The 25,360-nt window shown below is 74.4% G+C and carries 26 protein-coding genes; 15 read left to right on the top strand and 11 right to left on the bottom strand.

Going from position 1 to position 25,360, the window contains the following annotated elements; all coding sequences use genetic code 11:
- Positions 1 to 39: 39 nt before the first annotated feature.
- On the bottom strand, positions 40 to 996 hold the full coding sequence (locus tag AB0E83_RS18095) for a nucleoside hydrolase (protein WP_362112108.1): 957 nt from the start codon (positions 994 to 996) through the stop codon (positions 40 to 42).
- Between the two features lie 170 nt (positions 997 to 1,166).
- On the opposite strand from AB0E83_RS18095, the gene AB0E83_RS18090 reads away from it, so the two are divergent.
- From AB0E83_RS18090 to AB0E83_RS18065, 6 genes are all read left to right on the top strand, one after another.
- Positions 1,167 to 3,404 carry a catalase gene (locus tag AB0E83_RS18090; protein WP_362112105.1) on the top strand — a complete coding sequence of 746 codons (2,238 nt, stop codon included), beginning with the start codon at positions 1,167 to 1,169 and terminating at the stop codon, positions 3,402 to 3,404.
- Positions 3,405 to 3,684: 280 nt separating this feature from the next.
- Positions 3,685 to 4,767: a substrate-binding domain-containing protein gene (locus AB0E83_RS18085; protein WP_362112102.1), complete on the top strand. Its 1,083-nt coding sequence runs from the start codon at positions 3,685 to 3,687 to the stop codon at positions 4,765 to 4,767.
- A 45-nt stretch (positions 4,768 to 4,812) separates the two neighbouring features.
- A complete protein-coding gene (locus AB0E83_RS18080; protein ID WP_362112099.1) occupies positions 4,813 to 5,613 on the top strand; it encodes an ATP-binding cassette domain-containing protein in 801 nt (266 codons plus the stop codon).
- Positions 5,610 to 6,953: a sugar ABC transporter permease gene (locus AB0E83_RS18075; RefSeq protein ID WP_362112096.1), complete on the top strand. Its 1,344-nt coding sequence runs from the start codon at positions 5,610 to 5,612 to the stop codon at positions 6,951 to 6,953. The genes AB0E83_RS18080 and AB0E83_RS18075 overlap by 4 nt, the downstream gene beginning before the upstream one ends.
- A gap of 121 nt (positions 6,954 to 7,074) precedes the next feature.
- Positions 7,075 to 8,823, top strand: coding sequence for a SpoIIE family protein phosphatase (locus AB0E83_RS18070; protein WP_362112093.1), 1,749 nt, complete (start codon positions 7,075 to 7,077; stop codon positions 8,821 to 8,823).
- A gap of 384 nt (positions 8,824 to 9,207) precedes the next feature.
- Entirely contained in the window at positions 9,208 to 10,167 is a 960-nt protein-coding gene (locus AB0E83_RS18065; protein ID WP_362112090.1) for an ion transporter, read from the top strand.
- Between the two features lie 102 nt (positions 10,168 to 10,269).
- Here AB0E83_RS18065 and AB0E83_RS18060 read toward each other — a convergent pair whose 3' ends face one another.
- The 4 genes from AB0E83_RS18060 to rpmB form a co-directional block, all read right to left on the bottom strand.
- The gene (locus tag AB0E83_RS18060; protein WP_362112087.1) at positions 10,270 to 11,430 is read right to left on the bottom strand and encodes a GTP-binding protein; all 1,161 of its coding nucleotides are present in this window, start codon (positions 11,428 to 11,430) and stop codon (positions 10,270 to 10,272) included.
- A gap of 6 nt (positions 11,431 to 11,436) precedes the next feature.
- A complete protein-coding gene (gene rpmF / locus AB0E83_RS18055; protein ID WP_362112084.1) occupies positions 11,437 to 11,607 on the bottom strand; it encodes a 50S ribosomal protein L32 in 171 nt (56 codons plus the stop codon).
- A gap of 168 nt (positions 11,608 to 11,775) precedes the next feature.
- Positions 11,776 to 12,081, bottom strand: coding sequence for a 30S ribosomal protein S14 (gene rpsN / locus AB0E83_RS18050; protein ID WP_362112082.1), 306 nt, complete (start codon positions 12,079 to 12,081; stop codon positions 11,776 to 11,778).
- Positions 12,081 to 12,317, bottom strand: a complete 237-nt coding sequence (gene rpmB / locus AB0E83_RS18045; protein WP_362112079.1) for a 50S ribosomal protein L28 — start codon at positions 12,315 to 12,317, stop codon at positions 12,081 to 12,083. Before rpmB ends, rpsN begins: the two co-directional genes overlap by 1 nt.
- A 67-nt stretch (positions 12,318 to 12,384) precedes the next feature.
- Here rpmB and rpmG point away from each other — a divergent pair, with 67 nt between their 5' ends.
- The 6 genes from rpmG (at position 12,385) to AB0E83_RS18015 (ending at position 15,627) form a co-directional block, all read left to right on the top strand.
- Positions 12,385 to 12,549: a 50S ribosomal protein L33 gene (gene rpmG, locus AB0E83_RS18040; RefSeq protein WP_362112076.1), complete on the top strand. Its 165-nt coding sequence runs from the start codon at positions 12,385 to 12,387 to the stop codon at positions 12,547 to 12,549.
- Between the two features lie 46 nt (positions 12,550 to 12,595).
- The gene (locus tag AB0E83_RS18035) at positions 12,596 to 12,841 is read left to right on the top strand and encodes a type B 50S ribosomal protein L31 (protein ID WP_030493470.1); all 246 of its coding nucleotides are present in this window, start codon (positions 12,596 to 12,598) and stop codon (positions 12,839 to 12,841) included.
- The gene (locus AB0E83_RS18030; protein ID WP_362112073.1) at positions 12,841 to 13,992 is read left to right on the top strand and encodes a GTP-binding protein; all 1,152 of its coding nucleotides are present in this window, start codon (positions 12,841 to 12,843) and stop codon (positions 13,990 to 13,992) included. Before AB0E83_RS18035 ends, AB0E83_RS18030 begins: the two co-directional genes overlap by 1 nt.
- Before the next feature lie 74 nt (positions 13,993 to 14,066).
- A complete protein-coding gene (gene rpsR / locus AB0E83_RS18025; RefSeq protein WP_362112070.1) occupies positions 14,067 to 14,303 on the top strand; it encodes a 30S ribosomal protein S18 in 237 nt (78 codons plus the stop codon).
- Between the two features lie 175 nt (positions 14,304 to 14,478).
- Positions 14,479 to 15,075, top strand: a complete 597-nt coding sequence (locus AB0E83_RS18020) for an NAD(P)H-dependent oxidoreductase (RefSeq protein WP_362112067.1) — start codon at positions 14,479 to 14,481, stop codon at positions 15,073 to 15,075.
- A gap of 57 nt (positions 15,076 to 15,132) precedes the next feature.
- A complete protein-coding gene (locus AB0E83_RS18015) occupies positions 15,133 to 15,627 on the top strand; it encodes a MarR family winged helix-turn-helix transcriptional regulator (RefSeq protein WP_362112065.1) in 495 nt (164 codons plus the stop codon).
- Positions 15,628 to 15,734: 107 nt separating this feature from the next.
- On the opposite strand, the gene AB0E83_RS18010 is transcribed toward AB0E83_RS18015, so the two are convergent.
- Both AB0E83_RS18010 and AB0E83_RS18005 read right to left on the bottom strand, forming a co-directional pair.
- Positions 15,735 to 16,130 carry a hypothetical protein gene (locus AB0E83_RS18010; RefSeq protein ID WP_362112062.1) on the bottom strand — a complete coding sequence of 132 codons (396 nt, stop codon included), beginning with the start codon at positions 16,128 to 16,130 and terminating at the stop codon, positions 15,735 to 15,737.
- On the bottom strand, positions 16,127 to 16,705 hold the full coding sequence (locus AB0E83_RS18005; protein ID WP_362112059.1) for a YdeI/OmpD-associated family protein: 579 nt from the start codon (positions 16,703 to 16,705) through the stop codon (positions 16,127 to 16,129). The genes AB0E83_RS18010 and AB0E83_RS18005 overlap by 4 nt, the downstream gene beginning before the upstream one ends.
- 173 nt (positions 16,706 to 16,878) lie before the next feature.
- Here AB0E83_RS18005 and AB0E83_RS18000 point away from each other — a divergent pair, with 173 nt between their 5' ends.
- Positions 16,879 to 18,078, top strand: a complete 1,200-nt coding sequence (locus AB0E83_RS18000; protein WP_362112056.1) for an alpha/beta hydrolase — start codon at positions 16,879 to 16,881, stop codon at positions 18,076 to 18,078.
- A 15-nt stretch (positions 18,079 to 18,093) separates the two neighbouring features.
- On the opposite strand, the gene AB0E83_RS17995 is transcribed toward AB0E83_RS18000, so the two are convergent.
- The 4 genes from AB0E83_RS17995 to AB0E83_RS17980 all read right to left on the bottom strand — a co-directional run bounded on the left by AB0E83_RS17995 (position 18,094) and on the right by AB0E83_RS17980 (position 23,431).
- A complete protein-coding gene (locus AB0E83_RS17995) occupies positions 18,094 to 21,612 on the bottom strand; it encodes a hypothetical protein (protein ID WP_362112053.1) in 3,519 nt (1,172 codons plus the stop codon).
- A gap of 96 nt (positions 21,613 to 21,708) precedes the next feature.
- Positions 21,709 to 22,128 carry a VOC family protein gene (locus AB0E83_RS17990; protein WP_362112050.1) on the bottom strand — a complete coding sequence of 140 codons (420 nt, stop codon included), beginning with the start codon at positions 22,126 to 22,128 and terminating at the stop codon, positions 21,709 to 21,711.
- Positions 22,129 to 22,341: 213 nt separating this feature from the next.
- Positions 22,342 to 22,635 carry a hypothetical protein gene (locus AB0E83_RS17985; RefSeq protein ID WP_362112047.1) on the bottom strand — a complete coding sequence of 98 codons (294 nt, stop codon included), beginning with the start codon at positions 22,633 to 22,635 and terminating at the stop codon, positions 22,342 to 22,344.
- Positions 22,636 to 22,792: 157 nt separating this feature from the next.
- A complete protein-coding gene (locus tag AB0E83_RS17980; protein ID WP_362112044.1) occupies positions 22,793 to 23,431 on the bottom strand; it encodes a PadR family transcriptional regulator in 639 nt (212 codons plus the stop codon).
- 163 nt (positions 23,432 to 23,594) lie between these two features.
- On the opposite strand from AB0E83_RS17980, the gene AB0E83_RS17975 reads away from it, so the two are divergent.
- Both AB0E83_RS17975 and AB0E83_RS17970 read left to right on the top strand, forming a co-directional pair.
- Positions 23,595 to 24,533: an ATP-binding cassette domain-containing protein gene (locus AB0E83_RS17975; RefSeq protein ID WP_362112041.1), complete on the top strand. Its 939-nt coding sequence runs from the start codon at positions 23,595 to 23,597 to the stop codon at positions 24,531 to 24,533.
- Between the two features lie 74 nt (positions 24,534 to 24,607).
- Positions 24,608 to 25,354 (top strand): ABC transporter permease, encoded by a 747-nt coding sequence (locus AB0E83_RS17970; protein WP_362112125.1) that lies wholly within the window; start codon positions 24,608 to 24,610, stop codon positions 25,352 to 25,354.
- Positions 25,355 to 25,360 lie beyond the last annotated feature (6 nt).

The raw sequence follows: 25,360 nt of genomic DNA, 5'->3' as shown, positions 1-25,360 counted from the left end.
GGGCGGACGCACGCCCCGGCGCGCGCCCGCCCACCGGGTCTAGGGCCGGTCCGCGGGGCCGCCGAGCAGGCGCACGGCCTCCACGATCAGGTCCCAGAACCCGTCCGCGTCGACCTCCATGCCGACGTCGACCCGGGCGGGCAGCCCCGTCACCCCGTGCAGGTCCACCACCGTCGCGCCCCGCGTGTGCGCGCCGTGCAGCTCCACCGTCACCGCCGCCCGCACCAGGCCGACCAGTGACGGGTCGATCAGGTGGGCGACGGTGAGCGGGTCGTGCAGCGGGGGCGCGTCGAAGCCGTACACCTCGCGGTAGGTGGACGCGAAGTAGGTGAGCAGGTCGACGCAGAGCCGGCTCAGCGGGGTGCCGAGCGCGGCGATCCGGGCGACGACCTCGGCGGTGGCCCGCACCTGGTGGGTCGCGTTGAGGCCGAACATCGTCACCGGCAGGCCGCTGCGGAAGACGATGTCCGCCGCTTCCGGATCGCACAGGACGTTGAACTCGGCCGCGGGCGTGGCGTTGCCCCGGTCCGTCGAGCCGCCCATGAGCACGATCCGCTCGATCCGCCCGGCGAGCTCGGGACGGGCGAGCAGGAGGGCCGCGACGTTGGTGAGCGGCCCGGTCGGCACCAGCGTCACCGGGGCCGGGTGCGCGAGCAGGACGTCCCGGACGAGGGCGAGCGCGTCGCGCGGGTCCTGCGGCACGTCCGGCTCGCCCTCCCCGAAGCCGGGCCCGTCCAGGCCGGAGTCGCCGTGGATGTTCCCGGCGATCCGGCGCGGACCGTGCAGCGGGCGGTCGCGGCCCGCGGCGATCGGCACGCCCCGGATGCCGGCCGCCGCACAGATCCGGCGGGCGTTGAGCGTGGTCTTCTCCAGCGTCTGGTTGCCCGCGACGGTGGTGATCGCGAGCAGGTCGACCGCGGGATGCGCGGCGGCCAGCAGGATGTTGAAGGCGTCGTCGTGACCGGGGTCGCAGTCGAGAATCACGGGAACCGGCATGCCCTCACCGTCCCACATCCACGGCGGCGGCACCCCGCGCCGGCGGCGACGCGTTTCCCAGGTGCGTCTGTTCGAAGCCCTCTCGATCGAAAGTCGTTTTTGTCCTGTTCTGTCAGGGCACACGGTGGTGGAGCGGCCGACGGACGGCCGCAGATCACCCGGGAGAGATGATGACCGCTGAGCACTCCGACGCGACCCCCGGAACGGGCGACGGCGGCCTGCCGGGCAAGCCGGGGCCGGCGTCGCCGACCGTGGCCGAGCCCGTGGAGGCGACGGAGCCGCTGCCCCCGAAGCCGGACCAGACCGGACCGGAGACGGTGAGCCCGACGGGCCAGGCGACCGGCGAGGCGCAGGCGCGCGCGGCACAGAGCGGCGCGTACCTGACGACGGCGCAGGGGACGCGGGTGTACGACACCGACCACTCCCTGAAGGCCGGGGACCGCGGCCCGGTGCTGCTCCAGGACCACCACCTCCGGGAGAAGATCACCCACTTCGACCACGAGCGGATCCCGGAGCGCGTGGTGCACGCGCGCGGCGCCGCCGCCCACGGCGTCTTCCGGGGGTACGGCGTCGCCGACGAGATCTGCAAGGCCGCGTTCCTGGCGAAGGACGTGGAGACACCGGTCTTCGTGCGCTTCTCCACCGTCCTCGGCTCCCGGGGGTCCTCGGACACGGTCCGTGACACGCGGGGCTTCGCGACCAAGTTCTACACCGACGAGGGCACCTTCGACCTGGTCGGCAACAACATCCCGGTCTTCTTCATCCAGGACGCGATCAAGTTCCCCGACGTCATCCACGCGGGCAAGCCCCACCCCGACCGGGAGATCCCCCAGGCCCAGAGCGCCCACGACACCTTCTGGGACTTCGTCTCCCTGCACACCGAAGCCACCCACCACACGCTGTGGAACATGTCGGACCGTGGCATCCCCCGCTCCTACCGGATGATGGAGGGGTTCGGCGTCCACACCTTCCGCCTGGTCAACGAGGCGGGGAGGACGGCACTGGCGAAGTTCCACTGGAAGCCGAAGCTGGGCGTGCACTCACTGGTGTGGGAGGAGGCCCAGCTGATCAACGGCATGGACCCCGACTTCCACCGGCGCGACCTCGCCGACGCCATCGAGGCGGGCGCCTTCCCCCAGTGGGAGCTGGGCGTCCAGGTCTTCCCCGACACCCCCGACCAGACCTTCGAGGGCATCGACCTCCTGGACCCCACCAAGATCGTTCCCGAGGAGCGGGCCCCGGTCCAGCCCCTCGGCCTGATGACCCTCGACGCCAACCCCAAGAACTTCTTCGCCGAGACCGAACAGGTCGCCTTCCACCCCGGCCACCTCGTCCCCGGCATCGACATCACCGACGACCCGCTGCTCGCGGGCCGGCTCTTCTCGTACCTCGACACCCAGATCAGCCGGCTGGGCGGGCCGAACTTCGCACAGATCCCCGTCAACCGGCCGCACGCGCCCGTGAACGACATGCACCGCGACGGCATGCACCAGACCGCCGTGCACACCGGCGTGGCGCCCTACCGCCCCAACAGCCTGGACGGCGGCTGCCCCTTCCTGGCCGGTGCCGACAACGGCGCCTACGTCGAGGCGCCCGTGCGCGTCTCCGAGGCGAGGAAGGGCCGCGAGACCCCCGCCTCCTTCTCGGACCACTTCGGCCAGCCGCGGCTCTTCTGGCTCAGCATGACCCCGACCGAACGCGAGCACATCATCGCCGCGTACACCTTCGAGCTGGGCAAGTGCTACGAGCAGGCCGTCAAGGAACGGGTCCTCGGAGTCCTCGCGAACATCGACCCGCAGTTGTGCGAGCAGGTCGCCGCGGGGCTCGGCCTGCCGGCGCCCGCGGCGACGGTGCCGCTCGCGGAGCCGGAGCCCAGTCCGGCCCTCTCCCAGATCGGCGGGAGCTGGCCGACCGACGGCCGGGTCGTGGGGATCGTCGCCGACGGGTCCGCCGACCTGGCCGGAGTGCGCGAGGCCCGGCAGGCCCTCCTCGACGCGGGCATGACCCCGCTCGTCATCGCCCCGGCCGGCGGCACCCTGGACGCGGAGGGCGAGCCCCTCACGGTCCAGCGGACCTTCGTCACGGCCCGGTCCGTCGAGTTCGACGCCCTGCTCTGCGCCGGCGCGCCCGCCCCCGCACCCGACGCGCACGGCGCCCGCGACGCGAAGGCCGGAGCCGCGCCGGAGGGGGGCCCCGACCCGCGCGTCCTGCTCCTGCTCACCGAGGCCTACCGGCACGGCAAGGCCGTCGGCGGCTGGAACGGCTCCGCGGAGCTCCTGGAAGCCGCCGGCCTGACGGCCGGCGGGCCCGGCGTCATCACCGCGGAGACCGGCGCGGAAGCGGTGGCCGCGGTGGCCGACGCGCTCTCCCGGCACCGGGCCTGGGACAGGTTCCCGCCCGTGGTCTGAGCGGTCCGCGGACGGCCGGGGCCGGCCTGCCCGGGTCCGACCCCGACCGGAGCGGGTCGGCCGGTCGTCCTGCCGCCCCGGGACCTGCCGCCCCGGGACCTGCCGCCCCGGGACCTGCCGCCCCGGGGCCTTCCGCCCGGGGCGGCAGGACGGGCACCGGCGTGAATGGTCCGCCTCCCGAGTTGGGTCTAGGGTCGATGCATAGGCCGAAGGTGCGCCCGCGCCCCCGTGGCCTCGCACTCCGCGGGGGCGGGTCGAGGGCGCGCGAAAGGAGCCTCCCATGACCCGAACACTGCGAGGCGCGATAGCGGTGGCCTCGACCGCGGCCCTGGCGCTGGGCGTGGCGGCGACGACGACGGGCGCGTCGCCCGGCCAGGCGAAACAGGAGATCAGGATCGGTCTGCTGCTGCCGGAGAGCAAGACCACGCGGTACGAGAAGTTCGACCGTCCGTACATCGAGCAGAAGATCAAGGAGCTCGCCCCGGACGCCCAGATCGACTACTACAACGCGGCCGAGAGCGCGACCACCCAGCAACAGCAGGTCAACACCGCCCTCGCCAAGGGCGACAAGGTGCTCATCCTGGACGCCGTGGACGCCAAGTCGATCCAGTCCTCCGTGGAGAAGGCCGACAAGGCCGGCGTGAAGGTCGTCGCGTACGACCGCCTCGCCCAGGGCCCGGTCGACGCCTACGTCTCGTACGACAACCGCAAGGTCGGCGAGCTCCAGGGCAAGGCGCTGCTCGACGCGCTCGGCGACAAGGCGGACAGCGGCCAGATCGTGATGCACAACGGCTCGCCCACCGACCCGAACGCGGCCGAGTTCAAGGCCGGCGCGCACTCCGTCCTCGACGGCAAGGTGAAGATCGGCAAGGAGTACGACACCCCCAACTGGGACCCGAACAACGCCAACCAGCAGATGTCCGGCGCCATCAGCGCCCTCGGCAAGGACAACATCGTCGGCGTCTACTCGGCCAACGACGGACTGGCCGCCGGCATCGCCACCGCCCTCAAGGCGGCCGGCATGAACGTGCCGCTGACCGGCCAGGACGCCCAACTCGACGCCATCCAGCGCATCCTGCTGGGCACCCAGACCATCACCGTCGAGAAGCCGTACAAGCCCGAGGCGGACATCGCCGCCACGATGGCCGTGAACCTCGCCCAGGGCAAGGAGCTCCCCCGCGACCTGGTGCCGACCACCGTCACCAGCGGCAGCGGACAGAAGGTCCCCGCCACCCTGCTGACCCCGGTCGTCGTCGACAAGGACAACATCAAGGACACGGTCGTCAAGGACGGGCTGTACACGGTCGAGGAGATCTGCACGCCGGCCTACGCCGACGCCTGCAAGGAAGCCGGGCTCCAGTAGCAGGACGCCCGGCGGTGCCCGCTCCCGCCGAGGAGGCGGTCGAAGGTGACGGAAACACCCGTGCTCGCCCTGCGGGGGGTGTCCAAGAGGTTCGGCGCGGTCCAGGCCCTGTCGGGCTTCGACCTGGAGGTCCACGCCGGTGAGGTGGTCGCCCTGGTCGGCGACAACGGCGCCGGCAAGTCGACCGCCGTCAAGGCGATCGCCGGGGTGAACCCGCCCGACGACGGCGTCATCGAGTGGCAGGGCCGGCCGGTCTCCATCCACCGGCCCCACGACGCCCAGCACCTCGGCATCGCCACCGTCTACCAGGACCTCGCCCTCTGCGACAACCTCGATGTCGTCGGCAACCTCTTCCTCGGCCGGGAGCTGCGCCGGTTCGGCGTGCTCGACGAGGTCCGCATGGAGCAGCGCTCCCGCGAGCTGCTCGACACGCTCTCCATCCGGATCCCCTCGGTGCGGATCCCCGTCGCGTCGCTCTCCGGCGGCCAGCGCCAGACCGTGGCGATCGCCCGCTCGCTGATCGGCGACCCCAGGGTCGTCATCCTGGACGAGCCCACCGCGGCGCTGGGCGTGGAGCAGACCGCCGAGGTCCTCGACCTCGTCGAACGGCTCCGCGAGCACGGCCTCGGCACCATCCTGATCAGCCACAACATGGTGGACGTGATGGCCGTCGCCGACCGGATCGCGGTGCTGCGCCTCGGCCGCAACAACGGCTTCTTCGACCGGCGCGCCACCACCACCGAGGAGATCATCTCCGCCATCACCGGCGCCACCGACAGCGCCGTCACCCGGCGCCAGGCCCGCAAACGCGAGGAGCGGCGGGCGCGCGGGGAGGAGGAGCCATGAGCGGCGCCAGGGACCGCGACGACCGCCCCGGCGATCCGGCCGGACGCGGTGGCCCGGCCGTACCCGGCGATCCGGCCGGGCCCGGCGACGCCGCCGCCCGGCAGCCGGCCCCCGACGCGATCCCCGCCGTCGACAGCCGGCTGATCGTCCGCGAGGAGGGCTTCCGCGGATACGCGGGCGAGTTCCGGCGCAAGCTGCGCAGCGGCGAGCTCGGCTCCCTGCCCGTCGTCGTCGCCATCGCCGTCATCTGGACGGTCTTCGGCAGCCTGGACAGCGCCTTCCTCTCCGCGCAGAACCTGTCCGACCTCAGCCAGCAGATCGTCGGCACCGGCATGATCGCCGTCGGCATCGTCTTCGTCCTCCTGCTCGGCGAGATCGACCTGTCCGTCGGCTCCGTCAGCGGCCTGTGCGCGGCCCTCTTCGCCGTGCTCAACGTCATCAACGGCATGAACGAATGGCTGGCGCTGCTCGTCGCCGTCGCCGGGGGAGCGGCGGTCGGACTCCTCCACGGCTTCTTCTTCGCCAAGGTCGGCGTGCCCGCGTTCGTCGTCACCCTGGCGGGCAACCTCGCCTGGAACGGCCTGATGCTCCAGGTGCTCGGCACCAGCGGCACCGTCAACATCCCCGGCGACAGCATCGTCGCCGAGCTCTACTCCACGATCTTCGAGAGCCCGGCCGCCGCCTACGTCACGGCGGCGGTGGGCGTCGGGCTCTTCCTCCTGGCCTCCCTGCTCGACGCCAGGCGCCGGCGGGCCGCCCGGGTGCCGTACCGCCCGCTCGCCGAGATCGTGCTGCGGACCGCCGTCCTCGCGGCGATCGCCTTCGCCGCCGCGTACATCCTCAACCGGTACCAGGGACTCCCGCTGGCGCTGCTGATCTTCCTGGTCCTGCTGGTGGTCCTCGACCTCGTGCTGCGCCGCACCCGCTACGGACGCATGATCTTCGCCGTCGGCGGCAACATCGAAGGGGCCCGGCGGGCCAGCGTCAGCGTGCCGTTCGTCCGCATGAGCGTCTTCACGATCGCCGGCACCATGGCGGCCGTCGGCGGCGTTTTCCTCGCCGGACAGATCCAGTCCGCGAGCCAGACCTCCGGCGGCGGCAACCTCCTCATGAACGTGATCGCGGCCGCCGTCATCGGCGGGACGAGCCTGTTCGGCGGACGCGGCTCGGTCTGGTCCGCGCTGCTCGGCGCCCTCGTCATCGGCTCCATCCAGTCCGGCATGAACATCATGGGCGTGAGCAACGCCGTCCAGTTCATGATCACCGGCTCGGTGCTGCTCGCCGCCGTCGTCGTCGACTCCCTCTCCCGCCGCAGCCAGAAGGCCGCGGGCCGCGCCTGACGGCGCGGGGCCGGTCCCGGCCGCCCGGCCCCGGCCGTTCCGCGCATGATCCCGGGGCGCCAGGGCAGGGGCCTGGGGTACGGGTCGGTGGCGGCAGGGCCGGGGCCACCGGCGTGGAGGCGTGCCCACCGGCCCCCGGGAGGCGATCATGGGTTTTCCGCTGCCGGACACCGTCGAAGAACTCAAGGACCTCATCGAGGGCGAGATCTCCGGCCTGCGCTCCGCGGTCCGCCGCACCACGGACCGGCCGGCCGTCCCCACCCCGGGGGACGAGGTCACCGCACCCGTCCAGGCGCTCGCCCCGACCCCCGCCCTGCCCTCGCGCAACGGCTCCGGCACGGACTGCATCTGCAGCACCCACGATCGCGGCGCCACCGGCACCTGCTCCGTGCTCGGCGCGATCCCCGCCTCCGCCGTCCTCCTCGAACCGGTCCACGACGAGACCGGCGCGGTACGGGACTTCCGCATCGTCGCCGGCAACCGGATCCGCTCCGCCGAGTGGCTGGAGGCCCCGGACCGGCAGGTCGGACAGCGGTTCCTGGAGGCCCGGCCGGGAGCGGCCACCAGCGGCCTCCTCGCGGCGCTCGCCGACGTCGTCGCCGGCGGCGGCCCGCTGGAGGGCCGGGTCGTCGACTACACCGAGCAGCGCATGGGCCGGCTGCACCGCGCCCCGCTCCTCTACTCGGCCGCGCTCTGCGGCGAACAGGTCCTCGCGACCTGGCGGCCCGTGCAGAGCCAGACCGAGCTCCTGACGATCGACGCCCAGTACCTCGCCTCCCTCGGCTGGGGCCACTGGGACCTGCTCTCCGGGAAGGTGACCTGGTCGGAGGGGCTGAGCCGGATCTTCCACGCCGACGTCCAGATGCCCTGGACGCTGGAACAGCTCTGCGACGCGCTGCTCCCCGACGACCTCACCGCGTTCTCCGAGTTCCTCACCTCCGTCCTGGCCGGTGAGGAGCCCGCCTGGACCCGGATCCGCTTCCTCGTCCTCGGAGAGGTGCGGACGCTGGACCTGCTGGGACGGCCGGTCGCCGGCACCGACGGGCGGCCCTGGGCGGTGAACCTCGTGGCCCGCGACCTCACCCCGCAGATCCGCAGCCGCCGCAGGCTCGCCGAGACGGAGCGCGAGTCCGACCGGCTCCGGCGCCAGGCGCGGGCGGAGCGCCGGGTGGCCGACGCCCTGCGCGAGGCGCTGCTGCCCACCCACTCCGAGGCCCTGGCGGCGGTCGGGCTGACCGTGGCGGCCTCGTACCGGCCGGCCGAACCGGACGCGGCCGTCGGAGGCGACTGGTACAAATGCCGGCTCCTGCCCGACGGCCGGGTCCTGCTCGCCATCGGCGACGCCGCCGGCCACGGCCTGGAGGCGGTGGCCCGGATGTCCCAGCAGCGGCACGCCCTGGCCGGCCTCGCCCAGACCGGGGCCTCCGCCGGCGAGATCATGACCTGGCTCAACGAGCTGGTCTGCAGCGACCCCTCGGAACAGACCGCCACCGCCGTCGCCGGTCACATCGACGAGGCCCGCGACCTCCACTGGGCCGACGCCGGCCACCCCGCGCCCCTCCTCCTCCGCGACGGACACGCCGGCCCCCTCCACACGGGCAGGCGCGGCCCGCTGCTCGGCGCCCTGCCCGGCTACGCGTACGAGACCGCCACGACCCCCCTGCGCCCGGGCGACCTCCTGCTCCTCTACACCGACGGCATGGTGGAACGCCGGGGGGAGGACGTCACCAAGGGCATCGACCGCCTCGCCGACCTCCTCGCCCGCTCCCCGGGCCGGTCGCCCCAGGAACTGATCGACGCGATCCTCGCCGACCCCGACCAGTCCGGCCACGACGACGACGCCTGCATGCTCGCCATCCGCGTCGACTGACCGGCCGGGAAGCGCCGCCGCGCGGACCCGGGAGGCGGCGTCGGCTCGCGCACCGGTCCGCGCCCCGACGCCCGGCCGCCGGCTCGCGCACGCCCGGCCCCGGCGCGGCCGGCACGGGCCGTGCCCCGCCGGCGGACGGGGGATCCGTGCGGAAGGAACCGAGCTAACGATCTTGAGCCGGGCCGGTCACGGACCGTACGCCTCGAAGGAGACCGAACGCACGATCTTTCGCCGGGGCGGATGAATCGTTCACTCATTTCTCCCGCGCCCCGCAGCCTGAGGGCTCGTCGGCCCGTTAGGCGCGGAGGACAGCCACTCCCGCCGCCCGGTACCCCGACGCCCGTACCCGGGCGGCGCTCGGCGCGCCCCCTACGGAGATTCTCGATGACCACTGCCCCCACTCCCACCCGGCCCCGGACCCGGACCCGGATCGCGGCCGCCTGTCGTACCGTGACCGAGGCCCCCGCCTTCTCCCTTTCCGTGCTGACCGCGATCCTGCTCAACGCCGCCCTGCTGGGCGCGGAGACCTACCACGGCTTCGCGGCGGAGCACGCCGCCCAGCTGCGCGGGGCCGAGCAGGGCTGCCTCGCCTTCTTCACCCTGGAGATGCTGCTGCGCCTGGGCGCCCACGCCGACCGGCCCAAGGACTTCTGGCGCGACGGGTGGAACATCTTCGACCTGGTCGTCGTGGTCTGCGCCTACCTGCCCGTCGTACGGGAGAACACCACCGTGCTGCGGCTGCTCCGCATGGTCAGGGTGCTGCGCACCGCCCGGTTCCTGCCCCAGCTGCGCATCCTGTTCATCGCCGTCTCCCGCAGCCTGCCCGGCACCGTCAGCTTCCTCTTCGTCGGGGCCGTCATCCTCTACGTCTACGCCATGGTCGGCTGGGTCTGCTTCGGCTCCCACGACCCGGCCCACTTCGGCTCCCTGGGCCGCGCCCTGCTCACCCTGTTCCTGCTGATGACGCTGGAGGGGCTGGGAGACGCCATCTACAACGGGCTGGCCATCTCCCGGCTGAGCATCCTCTACTACGGCTCCTACGTCCTGCTCGCCTCCTTCGTGCTGGTCAACGTCCTCATCGGCGTCGTGCTGACCAGCCTGGACGAGGCCCGCGAACTCGACACCGCGGCGCTCGACGCCACCGGCCGCGCCCCTCGTACGGGAGGGGCCGGGACCGGGGCCGGGACCGGCACCGCGCCCGTGGCGGCCCCCGTGGAGATGGACTCCGGGGAACTCGCCGAGCGCATCGCCGGCATGCGACAGGCTCTCGACGTCCTCGAACAGTCCCTGACCGCCCGCCCGCCCGCCTCCCGCGAGCAGGACCGCATGACCGCCATCGCCTGACCGCCCGGGCCGACGGGACGCGGCCGGGCCGGGGAACGGGCCGGGCCGGACGGTGCCGTGGCTGCGACCACCGTCCGGCCCGGAGTGCGTGGGGGCGGCGCCTCAGGCCGCCCGCTCGTGCTCGCAGGCGTCCTCGACGCCGTACGTCTCCCAGACCGGGAAGTCGTCCTCGGCGGGGACGGCCTCGCCCGGCACCAGCAGACAGGCGTCGAGCGCCGCGCGGAGGGCGTCGGCGCGCAGGCCGGTGCCGATGAAGACCAGTTCCTGGCCCTGCGCGGTCTCCGGTCCGAGGACGCCGGACGGTTCGAACCGGGCGACGGTGCCGGCCTGGGACCACAGGCCCGTCACGCGGGGCCGGCCGGCGAGCCGGAAGAAGCCCTTGGAGCGCAGGATCCGCCCGTAGGCGCCGCTGTCGAGGCCCTCGGTGACGAAGGACCACAGCCGCCCGGGGTGGAAGAGCAGGCCGGAGCGGAACACGAGCGAGGAGATGCCGTACTCCTCGGTCTCCGGCACGTGGTCGCCGTTGAGCTCCTTCACCCAGCCCGGTGCCTGCTGTGCCTTCTCCACGTCGAACAGGCCGGTGCCCAGGACGTGTTCGAGGGGGACCCGGCCGCGGACGGCGGGGACGATCCGCGCCTCCGGGTTGAGCCGGGAGAGCGTGGCGCGGAGCCGGCGCGCCTCCTCGGGGTCGACCAGGTCGAGCTTGTTGAGGACGATGACGTCCGCGAACTCGACCTGGTCCACGAGGAGATCGCTGACGGTCCGCTCGTCGTCCTCGTACGGGGCCAGGCCGCGTGCGGCGAGTTCGTCGCCGCCGTCGAGCTCGGGCAGGAAGTTCGCGGCGTCCACGACGGTCACCATCGTGTCCAGGCGGGCGAGGTCGCCGAGGGTGGCGCCGTCGTCCCGGGGGAAGGAGAACGTGGCGGCGACCGGCAGGGGTTCGGAGATGCCGCTGGACTCGATGAGCAGGTGGTCGAAGCGGCCTTCGCGGGCCAGCCGGTCGACCTCTTCGAGCAGGTCGTCGCGGAGGGTGCAGCAGATGCACCCGTTGGTCATCTCGACCAGGCGCTCCTCGGTGCGGGACAGGGCCGCCTCGCCGCCGCGCACGAGCGCGGCGTCGATGTTGACCTCGCTCATGTCGTTGACGATGACCGCGACCCGCAGCCCTTCGCGGTTGCCGAGCACGTGGTTGAGCAGGGTGGTCTTCCCGGCGCCCAGGAACCCCGAGAGCACGGTCACGGGCAGCCGGTCGGTGGACGGCATGAGCGCTCAGCCCTCCGGGCGGACGAGGCCGCGCTCGTACGCCTTCACCAGGCGCTGCGGCACCTGGTGCACCACGCCGTCGACGGTGACCGGCACCAGCTGGGGCGTGGTCGCCTTCCACCGGGCGCGGCGGTGACGGGTGTTGCTGCGGGACATCTTCCGCTTGGGGACGGCCATGGTGACTCCTCGGTCGGTTCGAACGGGGAGAAGCTACATGGAAATGGATCCCGTTTTCAAATGCGGGTCCAGGGGCCTCAGGGTGCAGGGGGTCGAAGGCGCCCCCGGTCGATCCGGGGGCACCCCCTCGCCCCTCCGGCCGGAGCCGGGGTGCGGCGAAGCCGACCGCTACCAGGACGACTTGGTCACGCCCGGCAGGAATCCGGCGTGCGCCTGCTGTCGCACCCGCACCCGTGAGAGCCCGAACTTGCGCAGGTGGCCCCGCGGACGTCCGTCCACGCTGTCGCGGTTGCGCACGCGGGTGGCGCTGGCGTCGCGCGGCTGTCGGCGCAGCTCCGCCTGGGCGGCCTCGCGCTCGGCCGCGGTGGAGGACGGGCGGCGGATGACCTCCTTGAGCTCGGCCCGCCGGGCGGCGTACCGCTCGACGACCTCCTTCCGCCTCTCGTTCCGCGCGATCTTGCTCTTCTTCGCCATCAGACCTTCCCTCCCCGTGCCCGGATCCGGGCCACGGCGGCCTCGACGCCGATCGTGTCCACGGTCTTGATCGCCCGGGCGCTCAGGGTGAGGCGGACGTACCGCCCCTCGCTGGGCAGCCAGTAGCGCTTGCGCTGGATGTTCGGGTCGAAGCGGCGCGAGGTGCGCCGGTGCGAATGGGAGATGTGGTGGCCGAAGCCCGGCTTGGCGCCGGTCAGTTGGCAGTGGGCCGACATGGAGGCAGCCGCCTTTCCCGCCGAGGAGGCGTGTTGGAAATGGAAATCATTGCCATATACTAGCCCCATGGCACGCAACGAACTCCGCCCGGTCATCAAGCTCCGCTCCACGGCGGGCACCGGCTTCACCTACGTCACCCGCAAGAACCGGCGCAACGACCCCGACCGCCTGGTGCTCCGCAAGTACGACCCCGTCGCCCGGCGCCACGTGGACTTCCGCGAAGAGCGCTGACCCCCGCCCCCCGAACCCCGGCCCCACCCCGTCGAAAGGCCCTGCCATGAAGCCCGGCATCCACCCCGCCTACGAGCCCGTCGTCTTCCGCGACTCCGCCTCCGGCACCGCGTTCCTCACGCGGTCCACGATGACCAGCGACAAGACGATCGAATGGGAGGACGGCAACACCTACCCCGTCGTCGACGTGGAGATCTCCTCCGCCAGCCACCCCTTCTACACGGGCACCGCGCGCGTCCTCGACACCGCCGGCCGCGTCGAGAAGTTCCAGCGCCGCTACGGAGCCCGGTGATGGAGCACGAAGGGGGGCTGCCCGTCGTCATCGTCGCCGGGCTCCACTCCGAGGCGCGGGCCGAGGTCGTCGACCGCCTTCTGCGGTCCGTCCCCGGCAGCGTGGCGCTCCACCACGACCTGGCGGGGGCGCCCGCCGGCAGCGTCCTGCGGCTGATCCGTGACGCCGACGGCGTCCTCTCCCGCGGCGAGACACCGCTGGTCAACGACTGCGCGTGCTGTGCCCTGCGCGAGGACCTCGTCCCGGAACTGGAGCGGATGGCCGACAGCGGCCTGACCCGCCTCGCGGTGGTCGAGCTCTGGGACTCGGTCGAGCCGAAGGCCATGGCGGAGGTGATCGCCGCCCACGGCGGGGACCGCCTGACCCTGACGAACGTGATCACCGCCGTGGACCCCGCCCTCGTCCTGCCCTGCCTCGCCAACGGCGACGACCTGGCCGAGGCCGGACTCGCCGCAGCCCCGACCGATCAGCGGACCGTCGGCGACACCTGGGCCCGGCAGCTGGAGTACGCGCCCGTCCTCGCCGTCGTCGACAGCGACGAGGCCGACGACGAGGACCGCGCCCTCCTCGCGCAGCTGCACCCCACCGCGCTGCGCGTGCCGGCCGCCTCCGCCGAACTCGCCCGCGTCGCCCTCGCCGGCTTCGACGTCGAGGCCGCGGCGGCCGCCCAGCACCCCGCGTGCGCGCTGCTGCCCCAGGAGGCGGACGAGGCCGGGGTCACCACCTTCGTCTGGCGGCGCCACCGGCCGTTCCATCCGGAGCGGCTGTACGAGGCACTGGAGGACCTGTGCTGTGCGGCGGCCCGCAGCCGCGGCCGGTTCTGGCTCGCCGACCGCCCCGACACCCTGCTCGCCTGGGACGCGGCCGGCGGAGCCCTGTGCGTGGAGAACGCCGGCCCCTGGCTGGCGTCCCTGCCGGACGCCGCCTGGGAGATGGTCCCGCCGGTGCGCCGCGCGGCGGCCGCGCTCGACTGGCACCCCGAGCACGGCGACTGCTGCCAGCACCTCGTCTTCACCTCGCCCGGTCTCGACCGCGACGGCCTGGAACGTCTCCTGGACTCCTGCCTCCTGACGGACGCGGAGTACGCGTCGGGGCGTGAGGCGTGGAAGCACCTGCCCGCCGCCTTCGACACCCTCCTCGACGCCGCCTGACACCCACTCGTACGCCTGTTCACGGCCGGGCCGACCGGCCGTGAACGGAAACCTTTCCGCAAGGAGTCACTGCCATGGCCCGACGCCAGGACCCCCGCAAGCCCGTCAAGTCCCGCCCCAACCCGCTCGACGCGGCCGGCATCACGTACATCGACTACAAGGACACCGACCTGCTGCGGAAGTTCATCTCCGACCGCGGCAAGATCCGCAGCCGCCGCGTCACCCGGGTGACCGCCCAGCAGCAGCGCGCCCTCGCCACCGCCGTCAAGAACGCCCGGGAGATGGCCCTGCTGCCGTACTCCAGCCGCTGACGGCGGCCGGACGGCCCCGGGGAGGAAGGGCCGGAGCGCACCGGACCACCGGTGTCTTCGGCCCGGACCCCCTCGACCGGTTCCCCCGGAGGCCCCCCACCGGCCATGCTGATCATGCACGGCGGCCGTCACAGGCCGCCGCACACGACCATCAGCACCGTTCTTGGGGGGATGAATGCCTCGTATAGGGGTCTACCTCGCGCACCCGCGACCCGGCAGCTTCAACCACGCCGTCTTCGACACCGTCGTACGGCACCTGCGCGACCTCGGCGCAGAGGTCCTCGCGCACGACCTCTGCGCCGAGGGGTTCGCACCCGTCCTCTCCGCCGACGAGACGGACACGCTCCGGTCCGCCGCGGACGCCCACGACGCGCAGGTGGCGCTCCACCGGGCGGAGGTGGCCACGCTCGACGCCATGGTGTTCGTGCACCCGAACTGGTGGGGGATGCCGCCCGCCGTCCTCACGGGCTGGGTGCAGCGCGTCCTCGCGCCCGGCGTCGCCTACAAACTGGGCACTGCGGAAGGGGAGCCCGAAGGGCTCCTCGGGGCCGGCCGGGCCCTCGTCCTGAACACCTCCGACACCCCCGCCGACCGCGAGGAGGACGAGTTCGGCGACCCGCTGCAGAAGATCTGGGCGGCATGCGTCCTGCCGTACGTGGGGGTCGCCGACGTCCGCCGGGTCGTCTTCCGGACGGTCACCGACTCCTCCGACGAGACCCGCGCCTCCTGGCTGCGCGAGGCCCGCGAGCACGCCGCCGCCCTGCTGTCCTGACGGAAGGGGGCTCCGACCCACGGGGGCCGGCGCACCGGGAGAGGTACTGTCGTGATCATGGAATCGACGACGGGAACCCCCACCGACCAGGCGCCGGCGAACCCGGCCGCCACCGACGACGCGCTGGCCGCCCAGCCGGTCGGCTACTGGTGCGGTCTGACCCACGCGGCCGTCACCCGGCACCTGCGGGACGCCATGGCCAGGATCGACGTCACACAACCGCAGTACTGGGTGCTCAACCGCGTGCACGGCGGCCCCGCGGCGCCGGGCCGCGAGGAGGTCGTCGCGCAGCTGACGCACCTCGCCGACGGGCCGCACGAGATCGGGCGGGTCGTCGACCAGCTGCTCCACCGCGCGTGGCTCCGGCTCGACGACGGACGGCGCCTGCACCTCACGGACGCCGGGGAGGCCGCCAGGGTGCGGATCCGCGAGCTGGCGACCGAGGTGCGCGCCGTGGTCCACCACGGCATCGGCGACGAGGAGTACGCGGCCGCGCTCAAGGTGCTGCGCAGGATGGTGGCCAACGTCGAGGGCGCCGCGACCCCCGGCTGACCCGCCCCGGTCCCGCGACGGCCGCACGCCGGCGCGTGCGGCCGCCGGTCACCGCCCGCGCCTGGCCGGCGGAACCGGCGGACAGCGCACGGAACCGCCCCGGAGCGTCAGCCGGTCAGCGTCTCGAAGCCGGCATCCGCGCAGTACCGCATGACCAGGGACAGCGCCTCGTCGTTCCGGTCCTCGACCGCCCACAGGGTCTCCTCGCCCAAGCTGTGCCCCCCGGTGACGCCCTCGTCCCGGAGCGGCCGCGTCGCGAGGAAGACGGCCCGGACGGCGGAGCCGACCTCCTCGTACGCCGGTGACCCCGGCGTCCTCGCCCCCTCGGCGCGCAGCGCCTCCTGCCACCTGCCCACTTCCAGGCAGTACCGCCTCCGCAGCTCGGTCGACCGCCCCTCGTCCTCGCCCTCCGACGACGCACACCCCGTCACCACCGCCACCGCCGCGAGGGCGAGGACGGGAACGACGGTCCCGCGCCCGCGCCCCCGTGTCCCCCGGCTCATTCCGGTTCACCACCGTTCTCCAGCGAGGCCAGGACCCTGCCGAGCCGGGCCTTCCGGGCCTCCGGCGTGAGCGCCCGGAGCAGCGGCAGGACCAGCAGGTAGCGCCCGGTCCGGTCGAGCGCCTCGAACGCCTTCCTCGCCTCGGGGCGCGCGTCGAGCGCCGCCGCGAGATCGGGCGGTACGGCCGCCGTCCTCTGCGACGCGTAGGCGGCCGCCCATCTCCCGTCCTCCTGCGCCCTGCGCACCTCGGCCAGCCCCGGCCCGCGCATCCGCCCCTCGGCCGTCAGCACCGCCACCTTCTCCACGTTCACCCGCGACCACAGGCTCCTGGGCCGCCGCGGCACGTACTTCTGCAGGTAGTACCGCTCGTCGAACGACCGCCGCTGCCCGGAGATCCAGCCGTAGCACAGCCCGACGTCGACCAGCTCGTCGTCGGTGACCGACGGAACGCCGGACTTCTTCCTGGCCACCTTGACCCACACGCCCTCGTGGCGCGTGTGGTGCTCGGCCAGCCAGCTCTCGAACGCCGCGGCGTCCGCGAAAGCGATGACCTCCACCCCGGCGATCTCTTCCACGCGCCCACACTAACGCCCGCCCCGAACGGCCGGGTTGACCGGACCGGCCGGACAGGGCCGCGGCGACAGCCCGTCGGCGGAGTCCGGCGTCCGCCCGGGGTCGTACGGACCCGGCGGCGGTTGCGACCGTGGGAGGACGCGGGGCCCGGAGCCGGGGCCGTAGCGTCCCTGGCATGAACAAGCTGACCCGGGCGGCGGCCGCCGCCCTTCTCGCCTGCGCCGTCGCGTTACCGGCCGCCACCGCCGCCACCGCCGCGCCCGCCCCCTCGCCCACCACCGCGGCGACCCAGGACCGGCCGGCCGACCGCATGCGGCTGCCGGCCCCCACCGGGCCGTACGGAGTGGGGAGTTCCGTCCTCCACCTCGTGGACCGCTCCCGCACCGACCCCTGGGTGCCCGAGGCCGACGGCCGGGAACTCATGGTCACCCTCCACTACCCGGCGGCCCGCCCCGCGACCGCGCCCCGCGCGCCGGGCCGCCCCGCCCCGTACTCCACCCCGGAAGAGGCCCGGCTGGTGCTGGAGGCCGTGCAGATCTCGGACCCGGCGTCGATACGGCAGGTGGCGCGGGCCCGCACCCACAGCGCGGTGGACGCGCGCCCCGCTCCCGGACGGCACCCGCTGGTGGTGCTCTCGCCCGGCTTCGGCATGCCGCGGTTCACCCTCACCGCCCTCGCCGTGGACCTCGCCTCCCGCGGCTACGTCGTCGCCTCGCTCGACCACGCCTACGAGTCGTCCGGCACGTCGGTGCCCGACGGGCGCACCCTGACCTGCGTCGCCTGCACCGTCATGGAGGAGAGCGGCTGGAGCAAGGGTTCGGTGGTGACCGGGGCCCGCGCCGCCGACACCCGGTTCGTCCTGGACCGGTTGACCGGCCCCCGGCCCGCCTGGCGGTACGCCTCCTCCATCGACCGGAACCGGATCGGCATGGCCGGCCACTCGATCGGCGGAGCGAGCGCCGCCACCGCCATGGCCTCCGACCGGCGCATCGACGCCGGCGTGAACATGGACGGCACGTTCTGGGACGCGCCGCCCGCCGACGGACTCGGCGGACGCCCGTTCCTGCTGCTGGGCACCGACGAGTTCCACCGGCCGGGCGGCGAGGACACCACCTGGGACACCACCTGGGCCGCCCTGGACGGCGGGAAGCACTGGCTGACCGTCGACGGCGCCGACCACCTCGGCTTCTCCGACGCGCCCGTCCTCCTCGGCCACTTCGGCCTCCCCGGCGGCGCCCTCCCGGCCGACCGCGCGGTGGCCGTCACCCGCGCGTACGTCGCCGCCTTCTTCGACGCGTACCTGCGGGACAGGGACCAGCCGCTCCTGGACGGCCCGGACCCGGCCCACCCGGAGGTCCGGTTCCACCGGCCCTGAGCCGGGCGCGGGCCGTCAGCCGGTGAGCAGCGCCTCCACCGTCGAGACCGGGTCCCACGCGGGGTCGAGGCCCGTCAGCCGCTCGGCGACCCGCCGCCAGGCCGCCGGGTCCGTGCCGAGTCCGGACCGCACGAGGTCCGCGAGGACGGCGCGGGCCCCGGCGGCCCCGGGCGGGGCGTCCGTGCGGCGGGCGGCGGCGCCCAGATAGGCGAGCAGCCGCGCGGCCGGGGTCGCGAGGCGCACCAGGTCCGCCCCGTCGAGGAACCCCGCCGCGAGCAGCCCGTCCAGCTGGGTGGACGGAGGACAGGAGAACAGGCCGCCGAGACCGTGCCGGGCCCGCTCCCGGGTGAGCCGTACGCCGCCGGGCAGACCGTCGGGGCCCGGCTCGGGCAGCAGCGCCGCATGCCGCAGCCGCACCTCCTCGGGGACGGCGTCCAGGCGGACGACGTCCGCCCAGTGGGGGAGCGGCTCCCGGGCGTGGGCCGCTTCGAGAGCGGCCCAGTCCACGGGCTCGCCCGGCGGGAGGGAGCCGACGAGGTCACGCGCGTGCGGGGCGTGCCGGGCCCGCCGCAGCTTCCGGACGAGCTTCTCCGGCGCCAGCTCGCGGTCGAGCCGGGCACGGAGGACGGCGGCGGGATCGGCGGACGCCAGGGCCTTCGCGCAGAGGGCGGTGACGGAGCGCCCCAGCACCTCCCGCCCCGCGAGCCGCGCCAGCCGGTCGGCACCGCCGTGCTCCAGCAGCCGCAGGCAGCCGAGCAGTTGATGCCCCAGGTCGAGCCGCGAGCCCTCCCGCGCGAGCAGCTCCTCCACGAGATCGGGTTCGGCGGAGCACAGCCACACCAGCCCGCCGGCCGGCCACGCGGCACCACCGGCACGCCAGTCGGCCAGCACCCGGGCGCCCAGGGACGGCCGCTCCCCGCCGGGCCGCGACCGGGCCACGATCCGGTGGACCACCGACCGGGGGCGCCCGTGCCGCAGCAGGGCGAGGTCGACCTCGGGATCGTCGAGGTCGACCAGGCGCTCCACCGCGCCGCTCCGCTCCAGCCGGCGGGACTGGGCGGCGAGGACGCGTAGCGCGTCGCGGTCGCGGCCCGCGAGCAGCCGGTCGAGGACCGCGCGCGGCGTCCGGTCGTGGCGCAGCAGGTACGCGGCGAGCAGCCAGGGCCCGTCGGGACCGAGCCGCGGAAGCACGGCGTCGACCACCTCGGCGTCGGCGAGACACAGCAGGGTGCCCTCCGGCCAGGCCCACAGGTGGTCACCGCGCTCCAGGAGCCGGATCGCCTCGTCGGGGGTGCCCGGCCGGGCCCTGCCGGCGGACGGTCCCGCGACCGCCGCCGGCCCGGCACCGGACCGGGCGCGCTCCATCGCCTCCGCCCAGGTCAGCTCCTCCGAGGCGGCCTCGGACGCCGTCACGACCGCCGCCAGGCGGAGCCACGCGTCGGGGTCGGCGCCGAGTTCGGCCCGCAGCCGCCGGGCGAGCGCGGCCCGCCACGCGTCGGCGAACGCGAGCCGCCGCCAGTCGTGGGGGAGCAGCAGCAGACGGTGGGCGGGCAGCAGCGCGATCAGCTCGTCGGCGGGCAGAACGCCCTGCGCGTAGGCCCGTTCGACGTGCTGCGCGCCGGACCCGTGCGTCTCGGGGAGGCGCGCACGCACCTGCGCGGGGCCGGGTGCCTCGTGGACGACGCCGTCCTCGGACGGCGGGATGCCGTGGACGGCGCAGGCGTCGGCGAACCAGCGAGGGGTGGCGAGCCCGGGCGCGGTCGCCGGCTCGTACGCGGTCAGCGCGCGCAGCACCTCGGGATCGTCCGGCCGGGGCGCGCCCTCCGGAGCGAGGGAGTACAACAGGTCGAGCGCGGCTAGGGCGTGCACCCGCTCCCGCCGGGACAGGACCTGCCGGTCCGGCCCGGCGGCGGGCGGGGCCGACGGCGCGGGCCCGGCGCAGGGAGGGGGTGCCGGCGCGGGCTCGACGCCGGTCTCGTCCGGGGTCTTCCCCGCCTCGGCGATCAGCTCCGCGAGCGTCCCCCTGTGGTCCGGCAGCAGGGCGTCGAGCGCCGCCCAGGCGTGCTCCCGCCCGCCCAGCCGCGCCTCCGTCGCGGCGCGCAGCTCGGCGGCCGCCGCGGTGCCCAGCAGATCCCCTTCGGCGAGGCGGGCGAGCGCGGCCAGGGCGCGGGCGGCGGGGCGGGCGGTGCGGATCAGCTCGACCGGGTCGAGGAGCCCCGCGGCCGCCATGCCCTCCGCCCAGACGGCGGCGCTGTCGTCGAGCTCCTCCTCCGCGAGGCGCCGCGCGGGCGGGGCGGTGTTCCCCGCGCGGCGGCCCCCGGCCCGCCACGGTTCGTTGAGGACGCTCAGCCGGAACGCCCGGCGCTGCGCGTCGCTGGCGGCCTCGTGACGGGCCAGCTCCTCGCAGGCCTTGGGCATGAACGGGGTCGCGGCATGGGCCGCGGCGAGGGCGTCGAGATCATGGACGTACGGTTCGGACAGCAGGTCGCGCAGGGTGCTGGTGCCCCGGGCGGTGGCGAGCAGCGCGGGCAGCCGGGCGGGATCCTCGTACGGCTCGCCCCGGGCGCGCAGCCGGCCCGGCCCGTCGCCGTCCGGAGCGGCCAGGGCCTCGCGGACCGCCTCCACGACGGCCCGGTGCAGGCAGGCGGCCGTGGCGGGGTCGTCGAGCAGGGCGCGTACGGCCTCCGGTCCGGTCCGCTCCCAGACGCGCAGCAGGGCGTACCGCTGGGCGACCTGCCGCACGCCCGACCGCAGGGCCGGCACCACGAGCCCCGGGTCGCCCGAGCCGAGCAGCGGGGCGAGCCAGGTCCGCGGGACCCGCCCGTCCGGCGCCGTCAGCTCGGCGCGCAGCGTCCCGTCGAGCGGGACGGAGTCGAGCCGCTCCACGACGGTGCGGCGGAGGGACGGGGTGGTGCGCGGGTTGCGGTAGACGGCCGCGGCGACCTCGGCGTCGCCGACCTCGACCAGCCGGGCGAGGACCCGGGTGTCGAGCCGGGGGTGCCGGGCCAGGGCGGCCCGGGCGCGGGTGTCGCCGTGGTCGACGACGGCGGCGGCGAGGGCGGGGGCCGGCGGGGCCCCGCCGGCGAGCAGCTCCGTCGTCACCCGCTCGGGCAGGGCGGCGAACGCGGCGGCCGCGTGCCGCGGTTCCGCGTGTTCGAGGAGCAGGCCGAGCGTGCGGTGGGCACTGCGGGGCGCGGGCGGCCGGAGCGCGCCGTCGGAGACCGGCGGCGCCGGCGGCGCGGCGAGCAGCTCGGGCAGATCGCCGCGGTGCCCCGCCAGCGCGTCGTGCAGCCCGCGCCAGCGGGCCGTGTCCGCGCCGAGGTGGCGCTCCGTCAGCTCCCGGAGGAAGGCGGCCGCCTCGTCGTCGACTCCTCCCGCGGCGGCGACCTCGGCCGCCACCGAACGCGCGGGCCGCGCCCGCTCCACCGCCCGCAGCGCGGCCCCGCGCGGAGGGACCGCGCGCTCCACGTCCCGACCGGTCTCCGCCATCTCGCGCAGCAGCCGCCCGGCCGCCCCCACCTGCGTCTCCGTCATGATCGCCATGCTAGACACGGCCACTGACAATCCCCTCCGGCCCCGGCAGAGGGGGGCCAGGTGCCCACGGGCGCGGACACGTCCTGGGGCTCCCGGTCAGTCCGGTGGGGCCGGGGAGGCGGCGACGAGTTCGACCTCGAAGCCGTCGGCGTTCTCCAGGTAGGCGGCGCAGGTCCGTTCGCCGCCGGCGTGCGGGTGGCGGGCGGGGAACATCAGGCTCCACCCGTGCCGCGGTGCCTCGGCGGCCAGGGCCTCCACGGCGTGGCGGTCCTCGACGTGGAACGCCAGGTGGTTCATCCCGGGCCGGCACCTGTCGTGCCGGCCGGCGGTCAGCGCGGGCGACCGCTCGAAGACCAGGTAGGTCGCTCCGAGCCGCCAACTGCGGCCGTCGGCCCAGCTCTGGAAGGGCGCGTAGCCCAGTGCCTCCAGCAACCAGCCGAAGGAGGTGACGGCCCGCTCCAGGTCGGGCACCCAGATCTCGACGTGGTGCAGCGCCCCGGTCGTCGGCCGGGTCATGCCGCCACCGCCGGAGCGGCGGGGTGGGGCGCGTCCGCCGCGCGCCGGAGGGCCCGGCCGATCGGACCGGTCGCGCCCCGGTGGATCCGGCGTCCGGCACGGGCGTCGTGGAACACCGCCGGCTCTCCTTCGCTGTCGGTGGACCGCGCCGATCGCCCCGGACCCGTCGGGCCCGGGGCGATCGGCGCGGCTCGGGAACGGTCTGAACCGCCCCTACCGTACGACGACGTTGTGCGCCGGAATGATCGAGGGCCGCGCGTCCGCGTGACCGAGGTCGGCCAGGATCGGACCGAAGGTCTCGGCGTGCTTCTCGAGGGCTTCCGCGCTCTCCCAGACCTCGGTCACGCGGAACCCGCCGTCGACCGGCCCCGCCGCGTGGGAGATGAGACCTGGGTTCGGCAGGTCCGCGAACCGCGTGAAGCCTTGCCCGTCGGTCACGCGCGCGATGACCGCGTCGTACAACTCCTGCCCGGCGCCAGGAAGATCGAAGGTGACGATGATGGCCATGGGGTACTCCCGTCTCGGTTCGTCGCGGGTGGCGACGGCGCCGGATCATAGCCGTAGGTGATCGCGCGGGTGCACCGGGCGACGGAGGGTTCTCGTCCGCGTTGACGGAGGCGCACCGGCGGGCCGGGGCCGGGCGAGGACCCCTCCCGCCGTGCCGTCAGCGGCCGTCCTCCGGGTGCGGTCCCGTCGCGTACGGGTTCGCCTCACCGTCCCCGAGGACGCCCACGAAGGGTTCGCCTTCCCCCGCGAAGGTGTACGCGCCGCCCTCGATCCGTTCGATGAGGCCGCGCGTCCACTTCGCGCCGCTGTCGGCCGAGTGCACCCACATGTTCATGATCTCGCCGATGTGCCCGAGCTGCCCGGGGCCGTCCTCCGGGGTGTAGTACTCGGTGACGGAGGAGCGCCACCGTTCGAGCCCCGCGATCCTCTTCCTGAGGAGGGCGACGGCCTCGTCCCGCGGCAGGTCGACGATGAAGCCGATGCCGGCCGAGAGCACGTCGGCCTTCTGCTCGTGCGAGCTCAGGGCCTCGCGCAGCAGGGCGAAGTACTCCTCGGTCCCCTTGTCGTTGATCTCGTACTCCACGCGGGGCGGGCCGCCGGCGGTGCTCGGCGCGACCTCGTGGGCGACGAGGAGGCCCTGCTTCGCCATCTGCTTGAGGGCGTGGTAGATCGAGCCCGGCTTGGCGGTGGACCACTCGTGGGCGCCCCAGTACTCCAGGTCGTTGCGCACCTGGTAGCCGTGGGCCCGTCCGTGCTGGCGGACCGCGCCGAGGATCAGCAGTCGGATCGCTGACATGCGCGTCTCCTCGTTGGGCAACGTTCGGCGGGACCACTGTACAAGTGTGACCAGTGGGCGGGGGCCCGGACGCCTCCTCTTACTATTCAAGTTTGACTAGTCGCGCGGAGCGTCGTACCGTCCCTCACTAGTCAAGTTTGATCAGTGACTGAGGGAGAGTGCTTTGTCTGACCGCGATCAGGCGATCGTCGTCGAGGGGCTGCGCAAGAGGTACGGGGACGAGCAGGCCCTCGACGGCCTCGATCTCACGGTCCGGGCCGGGACCGTCCAGGGGATCCTCGGGCCGAACGGCGCCGGCAAGACCACGGCCGTGCGCATCATGTCCACGCTGCTGCGCCCCGACGAGGGCCGCGTCGAGGTGGCGGGGCTCGACGTGCGGACCCGGGCCGCCGAGGTGCGGGCGCGGATCGGGCTGCTCGGCCAGAACGCCGCCGTCGACGAGGACCTCGGCGGCCGCCAGAACCTGGAGATGTTCGGCCGCCTCCACCACCTCGGCGCGCGCCGCGCCGGCGCGAGGGCCGACGAGCTCCTGGCCCGGTTCGGGCTCGCGGACACCGGCCGCAAGGCCGTCAAGCAGTACAGCGGCGGCATGCGGCGGCGCCTCGACCTGGCCGCCTCCCTCATCTCCCGCCCGCGGGTGCTCTTCCTGGACGAGCCCACGACCGGACTCGACCCCCGCGGCCGCACGGAGGTGTGGAACGCGGTGCGCTCGCTGGTGGACGGCGGCACGACCGTCCTGCTGACCACGCAGTACCTGGAGGAGGCCGACCAGCTGGCCGACCGGATCGCGGTGATCGACCACGGGAAGGTCATCGCGGAGGGCACGGCGGACGAGCTGAAGACCAGGACGGGCGGCGACCGCATCGACGTGGTCCTGCGCGACCCGGCCCAGCTGGCCCGCGCGGCCTCCCTCCTGCCCGGCGGGGCGAGGGTGGACGAGGACCGGCGGAGGGTCAGCGCCCCGGTCGCCGACCGGATGGCCGCGCTGACCGGGACCGTACGGGCGCTGGAGGCGGCCGGCATCGAGGCGGAGGACATCGCGGTCCGCCGGCCGACGCTCGACGAGGTCTTCATCCACCTGACGAAGGAGGCCGCCGCGTGAGCACGACCCACGGCGTGAGCACGGAGTACGGCACGGGTTCGAGGCTGGGGTGGGCGGTGGCCGACTCCTGGACGATGACCAGGCGCGAACTGGCCCACTGGGCGCGCCGGCCCGTGCAGGTGGTCGTCGGCCTGGTCTTCCCGGTGATGATGCTGCTGATGTTCGGGTACCTGATCGGCGGCGGGCGGGGGGTCGACGGCGACTTCAAGGACTACCTGGTGCCCGGCATGCTCACCCTGACCATGGCCTTCGGCCTGGAGTCGACGATGCTCTCGGTCACCCAGGACCTCGACAAGGGGGTCGTGGACCGGTTCCGCTCGATGCCCATGAACTCCGGCGCGGTCCTGGTCGGACGGAGCGTCGCCGACATGCTGCAGTCGGCGATCGGCCTGGCCGTGATGATCGCGGTCGGCCACGCGCTCGGCTGGCGCTGGCACGAGGGGCCCGCCTCCGCCCTGGGGGCGGTGGGCCTGCTGTTGCTGCTGCGGTTCGCGATGCTGTGGGTCGGCATCCACCTGGCGATGGTCGCGGGCAAGCCGGAGCTGGTGCAGGCGGTGCAGATCCTGGTCTGGCCGGTCGGCTTCCTCTCCAACGCCCTCGCCTCGCCCGCGTCGATGCCGTCCTGGCTGGGCGCGGTCGTGGAGTGGAACCCGATGTCGGCGACGGCCACCGCGGTGCGCGACCTGTTCGGCAACCCGGGCGCGGACGGCGGCTCCTGGGCCGCGTCCCACGCGGGACTCCTCGCGGTGGCCTGGCCGGTGGCCCTCACCGCGGTGTTCTTCCCGCTGGCGGTGAGGCGGTTCCGGAACCTGAGCCGCTGACGCCGG

Origin of the sequence: Streptomyces sp. NPDC035033, assembly GCF_040636735.1 — a bacterium.
GTDB lineage: Bacteria > Actinomycetota > Actinomycetes > Streptomycetales > Streptomycetaceae > Streptomyces.
Note: the sequence above shows the minus strand (reverse complement) of the source record. Positions and strands in the feature narration are given on the sequence as shown.